Annotated in this window: 16 protein-coding genes and 1 tRNA gene; 10 read left to right on the top strand and 7 right to left on the bottom strand. The window is 60.7% G+C overall.

The window, feature by feature from the left end; translation table 11 throughout:
- Nucleotides 1–104: 104 nt before the first annotated feature.
- From I6E81_RS01235 to I6E81_RS01220, 4 genes are read left to right on the top strand one after another with little or no spacing between them, the layout of a single operon-like run.
- Nucleotides 105–1235 (top strand): GAF domain-containing protein, encoded by a 1131-nt coding sequence (locus tag I6E81_RS01235; protein WP_307783875.1) that lies wholly within the window; start codon nucleotides 105–107, stop codon nucleotides 1233–1235.
- A gap of 51 nt (nucleotides 1236–1286) precedes the next feature.
- Nucleotides 1287–2036, top strand: a complete 750-nt coding sequence (locus I6E81_RS01230) for a DarT ssDNA thymidine ADP-ribosyltransferase family protein (RefSeq protein ID WP_231599698.1) — start codon at nucleotides 1287–1289, stop codon at nucleotides 2034–2036.
- A 21-nt stretch (nucleotides 2037–2057) separates the two neighbouring features.
- Entirely contained in the window at nucleotides 2058–3377 is a 1320-nt protein-coding gene (locus I6E81_RS01225) for a GNAT family N-acetyltransferase (RefSeq protein ID WP_197105608.1), read from the top strand.
- A gap of 56 nt (nucleotides 3378–3433) precedes the next feature.
- Nucleotides 3434–4732, top strand: coding sequence for a M18 family aminopeptidase (locus tag I6E81_RS01220; RefSeq protein ID WP_197105607.1), 1299 nt, complete (start codon nucleotides 3434–3436; stop codon nucleotides 4730–4732).
- A 91-nt stretch (nucleotides 4733–4823) separates the two neighbouring features.
- Here I6E81_RS01220 and I6E81_RS01215 read toward each other — a convergent pair whose 3' ends face one another.
- Entirely contained in the window at nucleotides 4824–5345 is a 522-nt protein-coding gene (locus tag I6E81_RS01215) for an RNase H family protein (RefSeq protein WP_197105606.1), read from the bottom strand.
- Between the two features lie 126 nt (nucleotides 5346–5471).
- Between I6E81_RS01215 and I6E81_RS01210 the strand changes: the two genes are divergently transcribed.
- Nucleotides 5472–6245 (top strand): ABC transporter ATP-binding protein, encoded by a 774-nt coding sequence (locus I6E81_RS01210; RefSeq protein ID WP_197105605.1) that lies wholly within the window; start codon nucleotides 5472–5474, stop codon nucleotides 6243–6245.
- A 59-nt stretch (nucleotides 6246–6304) separates the two neighbouring features.
- The gene (locus I6E81_RS01205; protein ID WP_307784074.1) at nucleotides 6305–7798 is read left to right on the top strand and encodes a transporter; all 1494 of its coding nucleotides are present in this window, start codon (nucleotides 6305–6307) and stop codon (nucleotides 7796–7798) included.
- Between the two features lie 65 nt (nucleotides 7799–7863).
- On the opposite strand, the gene I6E81_RS01200 is transcribed toward I6E81_RS01205, so the two are convergent.
- Both I6E81_RS01200 and I6E81_RS01195 read right to left on the bottom strand, forming a co-directional pair.
- Nucleotides 7864–8148, bottom strand: a complete 285-nt coding sequence (locus tag I6E81_RS01200; RefSeq protein ID WP_197105603.1) for a GNAT family N-acetyltransferase — start codon at nucleotides 8146–8148, stop codon at nucleotides 7864–7866.
- An 11-nt stretch (nucleotides 8149–8159) separates the two neighbouring features.
- Entirely contained in the window at nucleotides 8160–8645 is a 486-nt protein-coding gene (locus tag I6E81_RS01195; RefSeq protein ID WP_307783878.1) for a glutathione peroxidase, read from the bottom strand.
- Nucleotides 8646–8767: 122 nt separating this feature from the next.
- Here I6E81_RS01195 and I6E81_RS01190 point away from each other — a divergent pair, with 122 nt between their 5' ends.
- The 3 genes from I6E81_RS01190 to I6E81_RS01180 all read left to right on the top strand — a co-directional run bounded on the left by I6E81_RS01190 (nucleotide 8768) and on the right by I6E81_RS01180 (nucleotide 11830).
- Nucleotides 8768–9706 carry a DnaJ domain-containing protein gene (locus I6E81_RS01190; RefSeq protein WP_197105602.1) on the top strand — a complete coding sequence of 313 codons (939 nt, stop codon included), beginning with the start codon at nucleotides 8768–8770 and terminating at the stop codon, nucleotides 9704–9706.
- A 100-nt stretch (nucleotides 9707–9806) separates the two neighbouring features.
- Complete coding sequence (locus tag I6E81_RS01185; protein WP_197105601.1) at nucleotides 9807–11075, top strand: APC family permease; 1269 nt, start codon at nucleotides 9807–9809, stop codon at nucleotides 11073–11075.
- A gap of 38 nt (nucleotides 11076–11113) precedes the next feature.
- The gene (locus tag I6E81_RS01180) at nucleotides 11114–11830 is read left to right on the top strand and encodes an endonuclease/exonuclease/phosphatase family protein (protein ID WP_197107114.1); all 717 of its coding nucleotides are present in this window, start codon (nucleotides 11114–11116) and stop codon (nucleotides 11828–11830) included.
- Between the two features lie 128 nt (nucleotides 11831–11958).
- On the opposite strand, the gene I6E81_RS01175 is transcribed toward I6E81_RS01180, so the two are convergent.
- The 3 genes from I6E81_RS01175 to I6E81_RS01165 all read right to left on the bottom strand — a co-directional run bounded on the left by I6E81_RS01175 (nucleotide 11959) and on the right by I6E81_RS01165 (nucleotide 16000).
- On the bottom strand, nucleotides 11959–13422 hold the full coding sequence (locus tag I6E81_RS01175; protein ID WP_197105600.1) for a SulP family inorganic anion transporter: 1464 nt from the start codon (nucleotides 13420–13422) through the stop codon (nucleotides 11959–11961).
- 273 nt (nucleotides 13423–13695) lie between these two features.
- Nucleotides 13696–15396, bottom strand: a complete 1701-nt coding sequence (locus I6E81_RS01170) for an AarF/ABC1/UbiB kinase family protein (RefSeq protein ID WP_197105599.1) — start codon at nucleotides 15394–15396, stop codon at nucleotides 13696–13698.
- Between the two features lie 37 nt (nucleotides 15397–15433).
- Nucleotides 15434–16000, bottom strand: a complete 567-nt coding sequence (locus I6E81_RS01165; RefSeq protein WP_197105598.1) for a PadR family transcriptional regulator — start codon at nucleotides 15998–16000, stop codon at nucleotides 15434–15436.
- A gap of 174 nt (nucleotides 16001–16174) precedes the next feature.
- Here I6E81_RS01165 and I6E81_RS01160 point away from each other — a divergent pair, with 174 nt between their 5' ends.
- Complete coding sequence (locus I6E81_RS01160; RefSeq protein WP_197105597.1) at nucleotides 16175–17935, top strand: pyruvate dehydrogenase; 1761 nt, start codon at nucleotides 16175–16177, stop codon at nucleotides 17933–17935.
- Between the two features lie 144 nt (nucleotides 17936–18079).
- On the opposite strand, the gene I6E81_RS01155 is transcribed toward I6E81_RS01160, so the two are convergent.
- Nucleotides 18080–18163 (bottom strand) — tRNA-Leu (locus tag I6E81_RS01155).
- Nucleotides 18164–18207: the final 44 nt, after the last annotated feature.

Here is an 18207-nt window from a genome sequence, read left to right as displayed (position 1 = left end):
CGTTACCTTGAGGGTGCCCGTGTCTGGGCGTTCGGGTGGGGAATTGATTGCTACGTAGCTATGCTGCGCTATTGGCGTGGCCAATAGTCAAACTGTGGCTTGCAGTGAAGCCACAACGGTGGCGCGCGCTCACTCTTCCCGCTGATGACCCCCGCGTCGAAGCGATTGGCCCCGATCCCGACCGCGTACTCCTTCTCGGTCCAGGAAAATCATCGGGCTATGGCGTGCACACGCATCAACTCGGACTCGGCGGTCATCTCGCTCGAGAACTGTCATCCCTGACCCAGCGCGGTTGCAGCGTCGACATTGTCTCCGACCCCTCGATGTCTGCCGCTGATACCGGTGTCGTCATCCGATGGGCAAACCTTGAACGATTTGACGCCCTTGTGCTCACGCTCGGCGGGGGAGATGCCCTGCGTTTCCGATCCCTTTTCGCTTGGCGAAGGGATGTCACTGACCTGTTGAACACGATCGAAGAGTGCGGCGGCGGCGCAATGCACACGTTCATCGTTGGCGTAGCTCCGCTCGATGACTTCGTGTCGCTTCCCGCACCGTTGCTGCGCATCGTTAACCACAACGTCGCCAATCTCAACGCGATTAGTCAGCAGTTGTGCTCTACTCGCCCGAGCGCGACCTTCGTTCCCGCCACGGCATCTGCGGGAAACACTCGGGTGTCGCTCGATAGCCCCACCTACGAGCACTGGGCCCGCGCACTTGCGCCCGCCGTTGCGCGTTCTCTCACTGCCGTGGCTGTGCCTCCCACTGAACGCCCCGGTTCGATTGTCACTCCGCCACCATTCGAGAGTTCAGTACTCACCCGCAAGACGGTGTCGACATCGTTGGCAACAATCATGAATTCGGCGCGCGAGCTTTTCGGCACAGCAGGCGCCGCTATTACCTTCCATGATCAAGACGCCCACTGGTTCACGTCGATATCGGGCGTTGGCTCGATGCATCGTGATGAAGCTGGCGCGTTCTGCAGCGCAGCGTTCACGGATCGTGGTCTTGTCGTTTTGGAAGACACCCTGAACGATGAACGGTTTGCCGATCATCCGTGGGTCATCGAAGGCCCGCGCATCAGGTTTTATGCTGGCTACCCGGTAGCAGCCCCCAACGGCGACATCGTGGGGGCCGTGTGTATCTTCGATACGGGGCCGCGCCGCTTCGATCCCAGCCACGAAACATTGCTGCGCGAGCTCGCTCATCGTGCAGAGACGGCGATACGCAGTCGATAATTGCCGTACCTTGGATACGGAGGTCATTTCTGAACTCCGAGAAAGGCTCCAATGTCTGGCACTGAGTGCATCCACGGCTTCGAAAACGGTCTCTGCGATTCCTGCTTTCCGAAGGCTGTCCCTGTCAAGCCGGTAACGCGTGCCACGACCTCTTCTCGCACCAAGCGAGTTCCCGGAACTCCTCGCGCGTCGAGCGCGAAGGTCCCGTCGCTGTCGGACCAGCGTGTGTATCACGTCACGCACATCAGCAACTTGGAGAGCATCCTTCGGGAGGGTCAGCTCGTCGCGGCCGCCTCAATTGAGGATGCAATCCTCGACATCAGTTCGCCCCTCACTCGCGAGCTCCGCGGCGCAGCATCGCTCAGCACCGGCGAGCCTGTTGACCGCTACGTTCCGTTCAGCTTGGTCCCGGAATCCGCCGCGTGGCGCGAGCTCCGTGCCGGCGCCTCAGAACCGCGCTGGTCAGATGCCGCTCGCACTGCAACTCCCACAGATTTCGTGTTCTTGGTCAGCACTGTTCGCGCTCTCGGCGAGGATGCCGTTCTGGCAGATGGCGACGCCGCAGCAAGCTTGACGCGCTTCGCCACTGATGAAAAGGCCATCACCCGGATGCTCGGCAACCTGCGTGCCGATGAGCTCACCGACGACGCTGAAGTTCTCATTCATGGCTCCTTCGCTTTCGACGATGTGCAACTCGTCGGAGTTGCCAGTGATAAGGCTCGCGAGCGTGTGAAGTCGCTTCTTGATGGCGCCTCGTTTAAGACGAAGGTGGCGGTTTATCCGCCATGGTTCATTCTGTAAAGTTCGCGGTACCGTTGGTACATGGCCAACGACTTTTCGCACCACCCTGTTGATCCCACGTCGGCTGCTGCCCTCGCTGCAAGCGGATTGCGTTACGACCTAGTCGATACGTCTAATCGGGCTGCGTTCGAGGCGTGGTTTCAAGCTGATTCCCGTGGATTTCACGGCCCGGCGATGTCGAAAGAACAGGTCGATTCAAGTTTTGCCGGCGTAACGTATCGCCGCACGATCGGTGTTTGGGATGACCGCTTGGTCGCCCCGGAGGTTCCGGTCGCAACCACCAGTTCGTGGACCGAGCAGTTGACGGTTCCTGGCGGCACGAGCATTGCTGCGTGGGCTATCAGCTCGGTCACGGTGTCGCCGACGCATCGTCGTCGCGGAATCGCTCGTTCGCTTCTCGAAGGCGAACTGCGCTCGGCCGCTGCGATGGGTCTGCCGATGGCGATGCTCACCGTGTCGGAGTCGACGATCTATGGCCGCTTCGGATTCGGTCAAGCCGTCTTCGCTGCTGATCTCACGATCGATACGACTCGGGCTTCGCTCGTGGCTCATGAGCGCCGTGGCACTCTGCAGCACGTGGCACCCTCCGTCTTCGTCAGCGAAGCGCCTACGGTGTTTGAGCGTGTCCGTCTGGCCACTCCGGGACAAATCGCCGTGTGGCCGCTGCGCTGGGAGCAGATCGCCGGCACTTCGCCCGGCGATGAGGAGTACACCAAGAACACCCGTGTGGTGCGATTCGATGACGAGAGCGGAACGCCGCGCGGATTCGTGGTGTACCGGGTGGCGGCCGGCGGAGCCGACTTCACCCACCACAAGCTCACGGTCGATTATCTGCTGGCTGAGACTCCGGAGGCCTATGAGGCGCTGTGGCGCTTCGTGTTGGAGGTCGACCTGGTGCGTGAGGTGAAAGCAGAACTTCGCTCTATCGATGAACCGTTGCTGTGGCTGCTGTCCGACATGCGTGCCGCCCGAGTGTCCCCAATTGACCACTTGTGGTTGCGCATCCTCGATGTGCCCGCCTCGCTCACCGCTCGCACGTACTCGACGTCCGCCCAGCTCGGATTCGATGTCAGCGATGACCTCGGCTTCGCGCACGGCCGCTTTGTGCTCTCGACAGATGACGCCGGGATGCCGCAGGTGCGTCAAGTAGACGATCTTCCCTCCGATATTGCCTCGGTGTCCCTCTCGGTCAATGAACTCAGCTCGCTGTATCTCGGCGGAGTCACGGCATCAGCGCTGGTTGCTGCCGGCCGCGTTCATGAGCTGACTGAGGGTGCTGCGGCGGTGGTGGAGCGTGTGTTCCACGCACCGACGACGCCGTGGTTGAGCATCTGGTTCTAGCCGTCACTCGTGCGCTGCTGGGCGTTGCTCACGGCGAACAGTGCGAGAATGAGTCCATGACTGCTGCCCTGAATCATGTCCACGATCTTGCCTCTTTTGTCTCCGCATCACCGTCGTCTTTTCACGCCGTAGCGGAGGCTGCGCGCCGCTTGCGTGACGCCGGTTTCAGCGAATTGCACGAGGCTGATGACTGGAATGGCGCGCGCACTCGCAAGGCAGCGAAGTACTTCGTGATCCGCGACGGTGCGATTGCGGCATGGATTCAGCCGACGAAGGCTACCGGCACGACGCCGTTCCGCATCCTCGGCGCCCACACTGATTCACCAAGCTTCAAGCTCAAGCCAAAGCCCACCACAGGCTCGGAGGGGATTCTTCAGGCCGGAGTTGAGATCTATGGTGGCCCGCTGCTTAACTCGTGGCTTGACCGCGAGCTTGAGTTTGCTGGCCGGGTTACGTTCCGCGATGGCAGCACTGAGCTTGTACGCACCGGTCCGTTGCTGCGTTTTCCGCAGCTCGCCATTCACCTCGATCGTGGCGTCAATGACAAGCTCACGCTCAAGCGCCAAGCTCACATGAACCCCATGTTCGGTTTGGGCGAGCGCGACGACGCCGACGTGCTCGGTCATCTCGCCTCAATCCTGTCGTCGAAGGCAAAGAATCGTTCTGCTGAGGACATCGACGGGTACGACATTGTGGTTGCGGACACCGCGGCTCCCGCCGTCTTTGGTCTCGATGATGCGCTCTTCGCCTCCGGTCGTCTCGACAACCTGTCGTCAGTGCACGCCGGTCTCGTCGCTCTGCTCGGTCTCGACACCAAGCTCGATCACATTCCGCTGTTCGTCGCGTTTGACCATGAAGAAATTGGTTCGGCATCACGCTCAGGTGCTGGCGGGCCGTTCCTCGCCGACCTCATTGCCCGCATCAGTGCTGGTTTGGGCGGTTCCGAAACGGATCGGATGCGTGCCGTCGCTGACTCCTGGTGCCTGTCGTCGGATGCCGGCCACGCCGCGCACCCGAACTACCCCGAGCGTCACGATCCCGCCAACCGTCCGCGTCTTGGTGGGGGACCGCTGCTCAAGATCAACGCGAACCAGCGCTACGCCACCGATGCGCTTGGCGCTGCGGAGTGGGCTCGCGCGTGCCGTCAGGCTGGCGTTGAGTACCAAGAGTTCGTGTCGAACAACGACATGCCCTGTGGCTCCACCATCGGGCCCATTACGGCAACCCGGTTGGGCATCCGAACGATTGATGTGGGGCTTCCGTTGCTCTCGATGCACTCCGCTCGCGAATTGTGCGGCGTCGCTGACCCGCTGGCGCTCAGTTCAGCAATCGCCGCGTTCTTCTCGCCCGAGTAAGGCGAGCGCTCGGCGCCCCAAGCCCGACTGTACTGACAGCGCGCTCATGCGGCACCGCCGCTGATCGCCACGCTGTCTAAGCCGCGACGGGTTAGAACAGGGGAGCGATCTCGTCGGTTGCGCCGGGCAAGCTAGCGTCACTCGCGGTGGCTCCGGGGTAACCGGGGCCTGCGGGGCAGACTGAGCGGCGCTGGAATGCTTCGGCAGCACCGCGCGCTCTGACATCCGCAGCCTCGTTGAGCGGATGCCCTACGTGCCCTCGGACCCATTCGAAGCGGTAGCGGCGGTCGGTGATGGCGTCGTCAATCTGCTTGATGAGGTCGACGTTCATGACGGGCTTGCCATCGCCTTTGCGCCAGCCCTTTTTCTTCCAGCCGGGCATCCATTTGGCGATCGAGTTGATGACGTACTGGCTGTCGCACAAGATCAGCAGATCATCGTCAACATGCGCCGTTGCCCGGAACAACTGCAGCACCGCCATGAGCTCACCCTGGTTGTTGGTGGCGTGATCCCAGCCGCCAGCTGCCCAGGTATTGTCGTCGACGTACCACGCCCATCCGGCTGGCCCGGGGTTGCCGAGCGCCGATCCGTCAGCAGCAGCAGTAATCGTCATAACAACCTTTCGAAGAACTCGCGGAGTGAGAGAACTGCCGCGTCCTATCGACTCTAGTAGCTGGTTATCGTCACAGATTCTGCAGGACACACCTCTCTGAGGACGAATCGGTTTTAGGGTAGTACCGTGCCCGAAACCCCCACTCTCGTTCCTGCGCTTGAAATAAGCGGACTTACCAAGCGTTTTGGCGAGAAACTCGCCGTCAACGCTGTCGACCTCACGGTTCCCCGTGGATCTTTTTTCGGCCTCGTTGGTCCCAACGGTGCTGGCAAGACCACGACGCTCTCGATGGCCACGGGCCTTCTCCGGCCCGACGCTGGCACCGTTTCCGTGCACGGTCTTGATGTGTGGAGCAATCTTGTCGAGGCAAAGAGGCGCATCGGCGTGTTGAGCGATGGTGTTCGGCTCTTTGACCGCTTGACAGGCCTTCAACTCGTAACCTACGCGGGCCTCTTGAGCGGGATGGACCGTGCCGTCGTCGCCGAACGCGCCGCTGATCTTCTCGAGTTGTTCGACCTCGATGCCGTGAGTGGCACTCTCGTCGTCGATTACTCCGCCGGCATGACGAAAAAGATAGCGCTCGCCTGTGCTCTGATTCACGCCCCGCAGTTGCTCGTGCTCGATGAGCCGTTTGAATCCGTTGATCCGGTGTCTGGCGCCAATATCCGTGACATTCTGCACGGGTTCGTTGAGTCCGGCGGCACCGTCATCGTGTCCAGCCACGCCATGGATCTCGTTCAGCGCATGTGCGACCATGTTGCCGTGATCGCCGATGGTCGAGTGCTGGCATCCGGAACCACGGATGAAGTACGCGGCTCATCGACTCTCGAGGACCGCTTTGTGGAACTCGTCGGCGGGCGCCGTCACGGAAAGGGCCCCGAGTGGTTGCGCATCTCGTAAGGCTGCGCTTCAGGCTCCTTGCCAATTCGCTCACTCGAAGTCCGTGGCAGGCGGTTGCCGTGGTGCTCGGCACTGTCTACGGCATGTTCATGCTGTTCCTCGTGGTCGTGGGCCTCCTCTTCCTCAGTACGGCCCCCGAAAGCCTCGGGCGCACCGTCAGCGTTGTTGGCGGTGCCATTCTGGTGCTGGGATGGACCTTCCTACCGCTGCTTAGTTCGGGCATCGACGAAACGGTAGACCCGGCACGGCTCGCAACCTTCCCCATCCCCATCAACACGTTGCTGCTGGCCCTCGCCGTGAGCGGAGTTCTTGGGGTCCCCGGAATCATCACCACTCTGGCCGCGCTTGCAACGAGTCTGGTGTGGTGGCAAACGCCACTCATCGCGATCGTCGCTCTGCTCTGTGCGGCAATCGGTGCCCTCACGAGCGTCGTAGGGTCACGGATGCTCGCTGCCCTCACGGTGCGCATCTCGTCGGGGCGTCGAGCTCGTGAAGCAAAGACAGTGCTCGTGTTGATTCCGCTCTTGCTGCTCGGGCCGGCGGTGCTCGCGCTGTCCACACTGTTTCGTGAGCTTCGAACCGTGCTTCCGATCATCGCCGACGTGGTGGCTTGGACGCCGTTCGGGGCTATTTGGGCTGTTCCTGGTGATCTGGCTCTCGGGCGGCCGGGCGCAGCAGCTCTGCACGCCCTCATCGGCATCGGCACGCTCATCGCAGCGACCGCGGTATGGCGCTGGGCATTGGATCGCGCCCTCGAGCGCCCGGCGACCTCCACATCCCACAGCAGTGCTCAACGCGGACTCGGTTGGTTTGCTGTTTTCTCCGGCACTCCCACGGGCGCCGTGGCAGCCCGCGCACTCACCTATTGGGCGCGCGACCCGCGCTACGCACAGTCGCTCATCAGCGTGCCGCTCGTGCCCGCGATCGTATTCTTCTATAGCGGAGCAAGCGGCGATTTGAGCGGTCTGCTCTTCGTCGGCCCCATCGTCGCGGTGCTTCTGGGCATGTCGATCTACACGGATGTGTCGTACGACAACACCGCTTTCAGCCTCCACTTGCAGTCCGGGGTGAGCGGCCGCGCCGATCGATGGGGAAGGGTGATCGCCGTGAGCGTCTTTGCCGTCCCTACGACGATCATCCTCACGGTTGCGAGCGTCTGGGTCAGTGATAGCTGGGAGAGACTGGCCGGGATGCTCGGCATCTCCCTTGGCCTCTTCATCACCGGTCTGGCACTGTCATCGCTTGTTTCCGGGCGATTCGCATTCGCTGTGCCAGCTCCCGGAGACAACCCATTCAAGTCCCGCCCCGGCGGGGGATTCACCCTTATGCTCTCGATGTTTGCATCGTGGACCGCATTGGCGCTCTTGGCTCTTCCCGAAATGGTGCTCGCCATTATCGGTTTCGCAACGTTCAACCAGTCACTCGGCTGGGTCTCTCTTGCCGTCGCACTCGTGCTGGGAGGCACGCTGCTGATCATTGGGGTGCGCTGGGGCGGAAAGCTGCTCGATGACAACGGGCCAGAGATGCTGGTGCAACTTCAACGCCAGAAGTAGCAGACCGTCGCTCTGAGCGTCGGCACCTCACAACGGCCGGCACTTCACAAGAATTGCCGAGCAGGCTAACGCGTGAGCAGCTCCGCCCGCTGAGGGTTAGCTTCGAACCAATCGGAAACGTACCAGCACATGGGCAGCACGCGCAGCACCGAATTCACTTCGACATCATCGACCGCAAACTTCACAAGCTGGGCCGCGTAACCCTTGCCGCGGTGAGCGGGCTGGGTATACGTGTGGTTGAAAGAGATAGACGATCCGTTAGTGCGATAGTCCGCAACGGCAACTAGCGCGCCATCAACTTTCATGATGTACCGCGCAGCATCTTCCTCATGCACAAACTCTGTAGCCATAACTCTCTACCCTAGGCCGGAAGTGCCGCTTCGATGGCACCAACGATGGCCGGGTCATCCGGAACCACCGTCGGGCGAAAACGAGTGACGTCATCACCTGGCGTCACGAGGAACTTTTCGAAGTTCCACGCGACTCGACCAGCTTTGCCTGAACCATCCGCCGTCTTCTTGAGCTCGGCGTACAACGGGTGGGCTGACTTGCCGTTGAGCTTGACCTTCTCAAACATGGGGAACGTGACGCCCCAGGTCGTGGAGCAGTATTCCGCAATCGCTTCTTCCGTGCTCAGTTCCTGCAAGAACTGATTACTGGGGAAGCCCAAGACAGTGAAACCGCGATCACCATACGTCTTCTGCAGTTGCTCCAACTGCTCGTACTGGGGCGAAAGGCCACACCGTGATGCCACATTGACGATGAGCACCACCTTGTCTTGATAATCCGCCAGCGTCGTCTGGTTGCCGTCAATAGTGGTGAGGGGAATGTTTCTCAGTTCGGTCACGTTTCAAAACTACGCCCGCAGTCTGTACGCGCGCCGACGACATTCCGAATGTTGCCAGCGAGGGTCGGTAGCATGGGAGTTTCCCCACTTCCGCATTCGTGCGGTTCACCGAAAGTGAGTTCATGCCCGATAGCCCCCTGTCAGCAAGCGCGTACGAGGTGCTTGGTGTTGAGGCGTCGGCATCGGAGTCTGAGCTGAAGAAGGCATTTCGGCGGGCGCTCCGGGAGACTCATCCCGATACCGGGGGAGACCCCACACGGTTCGCAGCCGTTCAGGATGCGTGGGAACGTGTCGGAACGCCCGAGAAGCGACGTCACTACGACGCCGGGGCAGGATCACACGCTCGCTCCGCCTCCGGCAGTTCTTCTTCATTCTCGTCACGCGGGTCAGCGCCACCGCGGGAGGATTCTCGACCCCGCGCTCGAACCCACGGTCACCCTGGAGGATGGCGCCGAGAACGATTCCTCGCCAGTATGCGGGAATGGGCGGGCCGCGGTGTCTCGCTCGACAACCCTTACGACCCAGCCCTAGTTCGGAGCGCTCCGCGCGAAATTCGCCGAACCCTCGCCGACGCCCTCGCCGAAGAAGCAACCGCCCGCACAGTGAGTGCTCTCGGCATTGGGTTCACCATTTGGCACGACGTCTCCACCGGCCCCCCTGAGCGCAAAATCGATCACGTGGTACTTGGTCCGACAGGCCTCTACGCGATGCTCTCAGAGGACTTTGGTGGGCCCGTGAAGGTGCGCCGCGGCGAACTCATCGGGCCTGACGTTCAGCCCGAGAAGCCCATGCACGAACTTGCCTCGCGCGCCAAAACTCTTAGTCGGCAGCTGAAAGTCAATTTCACCTGCTTCGTGATCGTCGTGCCAGACGATGCGCTCGCCCAGCCCCAAGAATCACTCGGCACCGTCAAAGGTCAACCTGCCGTTGCTGTGCGTCAGAGCGTTCTGGCGCATCTGCTTCGCACAGGCCCAGAGTCGAGCCACGGGCGCCAACTGGGCGGCAACGAACTCTTTGATGTTCGCACTCGACTCTCGAACGGCATCCGCTTCGTCGAATAGCGAGGTGCCGGTCGCTGTTTCACGCGGCGACACTGAGCGTTCATCTGCGAGAAGCGCTTGGTGCGGCTGACGGTGTTGATCGCGGGAGTAGGGTGAACCCGTGAACACCAACGCCACGCTTGCTCGGCGATTGACCACAACTGATGCGACGGTCATCGGTGTGGGATCAATGATCGGTGCCGGCGTCTTTGCGGCGTTTGTTCCCGCGGCTCAGGCAGCAGGCGCCGGACTTCTAATCGGCCTAGGCATCGCAGCGATAGTCGCGTGGTGCAACGCGGCAGCAAGCGCCCAGCTGGCTGCGGTGTATCCCGTCGCGGGTGGCACCTATGTCTACGGTCGAGAGCGTTTGGGCCCCTGGTGGGGCTATTTCGCGGGGTGGTCCTTTATCGTCGGCAAGACGGCCAGCTGTGCCGCCATGGCTCTCGTTTTCGCGGCGTACGTAGCGCCGGACGGATGGGAAAAGCCCGTCGCTGTGCTTGGCGTGGTGGCTCTCACGATCGTGAACCTTCTCGGGGTCACACGCACTGCAGCAGCCACAAAGGTGATCGTCGTCTTCGTACTCGTAGTGCTTGTCGGTGTATTGATAACCGTTGCGGCGTCGCCCCTCGTGGAACCCGAACCGATCTCTCTCTCGGGGCCGATCGATGCGTACGGCGTGCTTCAATCAGCCGGCATTCTCTTCTTTGCATTCGCTGGCTACGCTCGGATCGCGACACTCGGCGAAGAAGTGTCCAATCCACACCGCGCCATCCCTCAGGCGATCATGATGGCTCTGGCCATCACGGCCGGGCTCTATCTGGTGCTTGCAATCACGATGTTGTCAGTCCTCGGCCCTGAAACCCTCGCTGCCTCTCAAGCGCCGATTGCTGACCTACTTGTCGCCGCTGGCTGGGGCTGGGCCACGGGCCTGATCTCGCTTACCGCTGGCGTAGCTGCGTTGGGCGCACTGCTGGCATTGATGGCGGGGATTGGTCGTACCACCCTCGCAATGGCTCGAAACTCTGACCTACCGCGCTGGCTAAATGCCGTGCATCCTCGTTTCAGGGTTCCTCACCGCGCAGAATTGGTGCTCTCCGGTGTTGTAATCGCCGTCGTGCTTGTGTCGGACCTTCGCGGCGCAATCGCGTTTTCGTCTTTCGGCGTTCTGCTGTATTACTTTGTTGCCAACATCGCAGCCTTTACTCAACCTGCGACGCAACGCCGCGTTCCCCGAGTCATCAATGTCATTGGGGCACTCGCGTGCCTCGTTCTCGTCGTCACGGTTCCGGTAGTGGGACTCGCGGTTGGAGCAGTAGTCCTTATGATGGGGATTCCTGTACGTTTGCTCTCCAATCGCCAATCTCGCAAACTTTCTGACCATGACGCATAGGCTGGTTCTCTCTTAAGAAAGAGGTAAATAGGTTCGTGATTCGCGTAATTAGCTACAACCTTCGCAAGCACAAGGCCGCCATCGAACTTGATGCGCTCGCCCAGACTCCTGATCTCGATGTTCTCTGTCTTCAAGAAGTCATTTCGTCTCAATTGCCCGACGAAATTGGGGGATTACACTTGGCAGACTCGACCAAGAACAATCGGCTTGGCCTTGCCGTCTATTACCGCCGTGACCGCTACGAGCATCGCGCTAGCCAGTCGTTCGAGCTAAAAAAGTCTCTGCATGACCGCATTTTCACCCCGACCACTGAGCGCTTGGTCGGCACCCATCTTGTCGATCGCGCCACCGATGAGGACATGATCGTCGCATCGTTCCACGCGGCACCGCTGACCGCGCTCAATTCGCTTCGCCGTAACCAAATCAAGGCCGCGCACGAGATGCTTCACACCCTCGGGTCAGGTTCGCCTATCTTGATGGTCGGGGATTACAACTACCCTCTCTTCAAAGATGGCCTGACGCAGCGCGTCAAGCAGACTGGGTATGACCTTTCGTTGAGCGATCGCACCACGTACACGAACTACAAGTTCTTCCGTGGGCACTTCGATTTCGTCACATCGCAGGGGTTCTCGATCGAGGGCGTCGAGACGCTTGCGCGAGGGGTATCCGACCACTTGCCCATCTTGGTGACGGCCTCGTACGGCACTGAGAGCACGCATAAGTCAACAATGTCGGCTGAGCCGCTCGCGAGCTAACTCTCCACTCTGTGAGTCACACAACGAGGGCCCACTACGCAATTGCGTAGTGGGCCCTCGTTGTCTGTCGCGAACGTTGTTTGTCACGAACGTTCTGTGCTGCGAACGGTGCCGTCAGCGGACTGTGACTAGCCTTCGCCGCCGAGATTTCCGGCAAGACGCTCGTGCATGTACTGGCTGGCTTCGTTCATGCCGACGAGAACGACGCGCTTTTCTAGACGCTCGTATTTCGTCGTGATCGCGTCTAGCGCCGCAACCGTCGATGCGTCCCAAATGTGGGAGTTCGACATGTCGATGATGATGCGGTCCGGGTCATCGGTGTATTCGAACTGTGTTGTGAGGTCATTGCTCGAAGCGAAGAACAACTCTCCGTTGACACGGTAGTAGGCGGTCGGCACAGCCTCGTCATCGGGCAGCGTGCGCTCAACTGTCGCGAAGTGCGCAACGCGGCGTGCAAAGGCAACCATCGCGACGATCACTCCGACTAGCACGCCAATTGCAAGGTTTTCGGTTGCTACTACGACGGCAACGGTTGCGACCATCACGGTCGTTTCGCTCTTCGGCATGCGCTTGAGCGTCGACCAGCGGATGCTGTGCCAGTTGAACGTCGAGATTGAGACGATGATCATGACTGCCACCAGCGCGGCCATCGGGATGATCGCCACGACGTCGCCCAAAACCACCACCAGGATGAGCAAAAAGATGCCGGCGAGGAAGGTCGAGATGCGGGTGCGCGCACCCGATGCCTTCACGTTGATCATGGTCTGGCCGATCATTGCGCAGCCGCCCATGCCACCGAAGAGACCGGAGAGCACGTTGGCAACGCCCTGGCCCCACGCCTCGCGAGTCTTACGCGAGTGGGTGTCGGTAATGTCGTCGACCAGCTTGGCGGTGAGGAGCGATTCGAGCAGTCCCACGAGAGCCATTGCGATCGCGAACGGTCCGATGATCTGGAGAGTCTCCAGGGTCAGCGGCACGTTGGGAATGAAGAGCTCCGGCAGGCTACGGGGAAGTTCACCCTGGTCGCCAACGGTGGGGACTGCAATGGCCATCGTGACCGTGATGACTGTCAGGAGCACGATAGCGACGAGGGGTGCGGGAATCACCTTTGTGAGTCGTGGCATCAGCACCATAATGAACAGCCCCGCTCCGACGAGGGGGTAGACCATCCACGGCACGTGAATGAGGTGTTCAAGCTGAGCCATGAAAATCAGGATCGCGAGCGAGTTCACGAAGCCAAGCATTACGCTGCGCGGGATGAAGCGCATGAGCTTGGCAACACCAATCACGCCAAGGAAAACTTGAAGCAGACCGCCGAGGATGACCGTCGCGATGAGGTAGTCCATGCCGTATTCACGCGCGACGGGCGCGATCACGAGAGCAATCGCTCCGGTTGCCGCAGTAATCATTGCAGGGCGGCCGCCAAGGAAGGCGATGGAGACAGCCATCACGAAGGAGGAAAAGAGCCCAACTCGTGGGTCGACTCCGGCGATGATCGAGAACGAGATTGCTTCAGGGATCAGGGCGAGAGCAACGACCAACCCGGCCAAAACCTCTCTAGTGAGGATGCGTGGCGTGCGCAGTGCCGTCATTACTGACGGATCTGCACGATACCGGTTTGACTTGGGTGCTTGAGCAATGGCGATGAGATTCTCCTACGGACAGTGCTGCGCGGTCGCGCGGCGGGAAAAAGAGTGAGGAGCCTGAGTGCGTGATTCGCACGACTCATTGCCGGCGACAATGCTGACAAGAGACCAGAGATGATCCGATCAGACGAGAGCGGACGACAGTAGGTGTGTCTGAGTCCTCGTCCACGATAGCCGATCGCGCAGATTCATGGGTGACTCCCAGCCTGCGCGACGCCGTTAGAACAGTCGGGTGCGCGTAAAGACGCCAGCGAAGAGCGCATGGGTCAGAGGAAGCGCCGAGCTAATCATCAGCACCAGGCCGAGCGTCGGATCGGTGGCGCGCAGCAGAATGCCACCGATGAGAAGCGCCGTGAAAAGAACAGAAGAGAGCACACGACGAACTAGCTGTTCAATGGCGCGAAGGCGCTTATCGGCGCTTGGCGTCTCGACGGCGAGTTGGCCACGCTGCATGAGGGTCGCAACGCTCTCGAGTTGCTGCGGGAGGCGCAGAATGAGGCCAGCGGATGACAGAGCTTGTTTCGCGAGCTCCTTCACTGTTCCGCCGCCTTCGTTTCGGGCAAGACGTGCGGCGAACGGCTCAATCGCGGTCCACACGTTGTAGCCGGGGTTGAGGTCGCTGGCGACGCCAGACGTCACCGACACTGCACGGATGATGAGCAGAAAGTTTTCGGGTAATTGAAACGGCATGGTGCGTACGACTTCGCTGAATTCGTTGCCAAACGCACGAAACTCTTGGGGATCGACCTGTTGAAGTTCGCTAAAGCCCATTCCGCCGAAGCGGTCGAACAGTTCTCCCATGGCGCGTTCGAGAGGCGCGCTTTCAGCGGTGCGCAAGAGGATTCCCATGTCCCGCACGCTCGCGACCAGCCCGGGGGCATCTCTCGCGGCTGCGGCAATGATGAGGCGTTGAAGACCGCGACTGAGGTTCTCGGGAACTTCGCCCATCATCCCGAAGTCGATAAACGTCAGCGTCCATGCCGGGGTGGACACGTCGGCACGGGCAGGATCTGCCGGCGTCACGAAGATGTTTCCCGGATGCGGGTCGGCATGGAAGAAGCGATGAATGAAGAGTTGTTCAAACATTGCGCGCGACAACTCGTCGGCAACTTCAGCAGGATCAATTCCAGCCGCGATAAGCCGTGCATGATCGTTGATCTTGATGGCGGTCGCGTCGGCGAGGGTCAGAATCCGGCGAGTCGACCGCTCCCAGACCACATCGGGAGCGCCAATGCGGGGGTCGTCAGCGAAGTTCTCCGCGAAGCGTTCAGCGTTGCTGCCCTCATTGAGATAGTCAATCTCTCGCAAGCTAATAACGGCGAACTCTTCGAGCAGAGCGGGCAGATCGACGCGCCGAGATACAAAGCGAACACGACTGAGCCATCGGGCAACCCGGCGAAGGGCTGCGAGGTCGACGGTGATGATGTCGGCGATACCTGGTCGCTGCACCTTGACTACGACACCGGAGAAACCGACATCCATCGCGTCGCTAGGAGTGAGGCGTGCTCGGTGCACTTGACCGAAGGATGCCGCGGCCACGGGCGTTGCATCGAAGTAGTCGTAGGCACGTTCGAGAGGAATGCCGAGTTCTCGTTCGACACTCTCGCGGATGAGTGTGAAATCGACCGCAGGAACTTCATCCTGCAGTCCCTCAAGTTCGCGCGTGATCTCGCCCGGAAGCACGTCGAGGCGCGACGACATGAATTGCCCGACTTTGATCATGAGCCCGCCGAGGTCGACCGCGAGGCTGTGAAAACTCCGAGCGATATGGGCTGCACGCGCAAGACGGCGTCGGGCAGCAATCCATTCGAGCCCGAAGCGTGGCAGAACGAGTTCGAACCACCACTCGAGGACCATGTACCGGGCAGCAAAGCGCAGGATACGACGATAGCGAGCGCGCAGCTGTCGAGTGTCGGTCATCAATTCTCCCTAGTGCCGACGATGGCGGCTTGTCCGCTCAGTCTTGGGCGAGGATCGCGTAAAGCTTACGGCGCGCATCATCGATGACACTGATGGCTTCTTCCACCTGTTCGGGGTTTCCGGTGCGCATCAGCGGCACAACTGCCTCCGCCAGTTTCGCGGCGGCGTGGGGGAGTGCGGTGGGGCGCGAGGAGTCCTTCGCTTCAGAGTTCTCCCACGGAGCTGGGCGGCCAGCCTGAGCTTCGCCGTGGCCCTTCTCAGTGAGCGTGTAGGTCTTCTTGCCGTCGGCTTCGTGCGCTTCGATCAGCCCTTCGTCCGCGAGCAACTGAAGGGTGGGATATACGGAGCCGGGGCTCGGCTTCCACGCTCCATTACTGCGCTTGTCGATTTCTCGAATGATTTGGTAGCCATGCATTGACTCCTCCGCCAGCAGGGAGAGGATGGCGACGCGAACGTCTCCGCGGCCCATGCGGGGGACTACGCGACGTTCGAACTCGGAGCGCACGTTGTCGAGCGCGTCCCAGAGTCCTTTGCCTGCGTGGTCGAATGCGTCTGCGAACGGACGGCGAGAATCCCGGCCGCCGGTTCCGAATGAGTTGTTCATGCTGATCCTCCAGTCGGTGGATGCGGGGCACGAGCGGCCTCGCCGATACTCAACGATACATCGTTACCATTCGCTCTCCACAAAGCTCAGCGAACCCGCAGCATTCTCGTCGATGGCGGCGGCAACCGAGTCAGTTCGCTGTGATCGTGCAGGTGGGAGGAGTTAACTGGGGGCATGGCAGCTACCGTCTCAGATCAGCTCATCGGCCAACTACAACACGCAGGGGTCACCCGCATCTACGGAATCGCGGGTGACAGCCTCAACCCCATCGTCGACGCGGTGAGGCGCACCGGCGGGTCCGCCAAAGGCGGCATCGATTGGATTCATGTCCGCAACGAAGAGGCCGCAGCATTCGCGGCCAGCGCCGATGCACAACTGACCGGACAGCTCGCGGTCTGCGCCGGCAGCTGCGGGCCTGGCAACCTGCACCTCATCAATGGCCTCTTCGATGCGCACCGCAGTGGAGCGCCGGTGCTGGCAATAGCCAGCCAGATTCCCTCGGCTGAAATCGGCAGCGAATACTTCCAAGAGACTCATCCTGACCGCCTCTTCGTCGAGTGCTCCAACTACCGCGAACTCATCTCAACGGCCGCACAAGCTCCCCGAGTTGTGAACTCCGCACTTCGCCATTCGATTAGTCTCGGCGGAGTTTCCGTCATCACGCTTCCCGGAGACATCGCCGGGCTCGACGCTGTCGGCAGCGCACCACAGCTGGCTCGCCCGGGTATTCCGGTCTTGGCCCCTGCGGCTACCGATGTGGCGTCTCTCGCTGAGGCCATCAATTCATCAGAACGGATCGCGATCTTCGCGGGAGCCGGAGTGGCGGGCGCGCACGATGAGGTCGTAGCGTTCGCAGACCTGCTTGCCGCTCCGGTCGGCCACACCCTCCGGGGCAAAGAATGGATCCAGTACGACAACCCGTTCGATGTCGGGATGACCGGAATGTTGGGTTACGGCGCAGCGCACGATGGCATCCACGATGCCGATCTCCTCATCCTGCTCGGCACCGACTTTCCCTACGAACAGTTCTTGCCCGATGGCTCACACGAACGCATCGCTCAAATCGACACGAAGGCAGAGCATTTAGGGCGACGCACCAACGTCGACATCCCTGTTCACGGCGACGTGGCAGCCACTATCTCCGCCGTGACACCGTTGATCACGAACCGCCCCAACCGGAGCTTTCTGGAGAAGACCCTCAAGCGTCATCACCGTCTGTTGAATAGCGTGGTTGACGCCTATGCCAAGAATGTCGACAAGAAGATTCCGATTCATCCTGAGTTCGCCGCGTCGCTGCTCGACGATCTCGCCAACGACGACGCGATCTTCACGGCCGACACGGGCATGTGCAATGTATGGCAGGCCCGCTACATCAACCCCAACGGCCAGCGCCGTCTCATCGGCTCGTTCCTGCACGGCTCGATGGCGAACGCTCTACCTCAGGCCATTGGCGCTCAAATGAGCCACCCTGACCGGCAGGTGATCGCAATGTGCGGTGACGGGGGACTCTCAATGTTGATGGGCGAATTGATTACCGTCGCTTCGCACAAACTGCCAGTAAAGATCGTCGTCTTCAACAACTCAACCCTGGGCATGGTCAAGGTCGAGATGCTTGTTGACGGGTTTCCCGACTTCGGCGTGGATGTTCCGTCCGTTGACTTTGCGGCGGTAGCGAATGCTCTCGGAATCTTTGGCCAGCGAGTAGAAAAGCCCACCGACATCCACTCGGCACTCGAAGCGGCGCTCGCCCACGACGGGCCAGCGCTCGTCGATCTCGTTACCGATCCGCTTGCGCTGTCACTTCCGCCCACCATCACCGGAGAAATGGCCCGTGGATTCGCACTTGCGATGTCGAAAGTGGTCATGAATGGGGGAGCGGGCGAGGCTGTGAAGCTCGCGAAAAGCAACATTCGGTTGCTCCCGGGCGCCCTGTAACCCGGCCATATCAGGCGCCTGCGGAAGCTCCCACGAGTTTCTGCAGGCGCGCATTCTGGCCCGGGTGATCCGTCAGGGCAAAAAAATAGCTCGGACCCATAATCATGGATCCGAGCTATTTCGATGTCTTACGACACCTCGCTGTGCGCGAAGGGGGACTTGAACCCCCACGCCCTTTCGGGCACTAGCACCTCAAGCTAGCGCGTCTACCAATTCCGCCATCCGCGCGCATCTGCGGCGCTACAAGAGCACCGCCGAGATAAGAGAATAGC

Source organism: Salinibacterium sp. NG22 (assembly GCF_015864925.1).
In the GTDB taxonomy this organism is placed as follows: Bacteria; Actinomycetota; Actinomycetes; order Actinomycetales; family Microbacteriaceae; genus Rhodoglobus.
Note: the sequence above shows the minus strand (reverse complement) of the source record. Positions and strands in the feature narration are given on the sequence as shown.